Source organism: Mycoplasma sp. CB776 (assembly GCF_054343395.1).
Map to the genome: position 1 here is coordinate 1 of NZ_JBTGVD010000044.1, position 804 is coordinate 804.

The 804-nt window shown below is 20.1% G+C and carries 1 protein-coding gene; it reads right to left on the reverse strand.

Annotated features, from left to right (window positions below; all coding sequences use genetic code 4):
* Positions 1-94: 94 nt before the first annotated feature.
* Complete coding sequence (locus tag ACXX86_RS04070) at positions 95-652, reverse strand: hypothetical protein (protein ID WP_458560652.1); 558 nt, start codon at positions 650-652, stop codon at positions 95-97.
* Positions 653-804 lie beyond the last annotated feature (152 nt).

Sequence of the window (804 nt, forward strand, 5' to 3'; positions counted from 1 at the left end):
TATAAAATACAAGTAGGTTATAAAAACACTGGTGCACTTTATATTTCATTTAAGGCCGCTATTTTAAAAAACTAAATAGCGGATATAAACTTTTTTAAATTTTGTTATCAACAACCTTTTTTATTTTACTTTTTTCTTTTGATGAACTAGAATATTCCAATATTGAAATAATTAAAACACTGATAGCGGCAGGAAAAATAGTGAAATGAAATGGGATTTGTAAAACAAATAAACCAATTTTAAGTATACCTATAAATAAAACGCCCATTAATATACCAAAAACAATAAAAACTATTGCTGCATAAGCAATTAATATTATTTTTTTGTTTTTTACATTTAAACTTAGGTTCAAATTTTCTTTTTTGTAAATTAAAAAATAAAATAACATAGTGAAAAATATAAAAATAATTTTTTTGCTAAAACCTAATTTTGCATTTTTAATAAGGAAAAACTTATAGATAATGAAAATTAGATAATTGAATAAAGAATAGTAAATTATACAAAGAGTTAATACAAATTGTCATCCTCTATCTAAATAATGCAATTGCTTTTCACTAAATGTTATAAATAAAATTAGAAAAAATATAAATATTGTTAACATTAAATTTGAAAGAAAACCTAATGCTAAAATTTTCTTTTTATCTTGGTACATAATTCTCCTGTTTGTTTATTTAATTTATATACAACCATAATGTATATACAATATAATTATTTCACTTTGTGAAAATATTTGAACAAAAAAGAAATAAAAACCTAAATTTTTACTATTTTTCTATACTTAGCAAAAAATGACACATTTTCAAC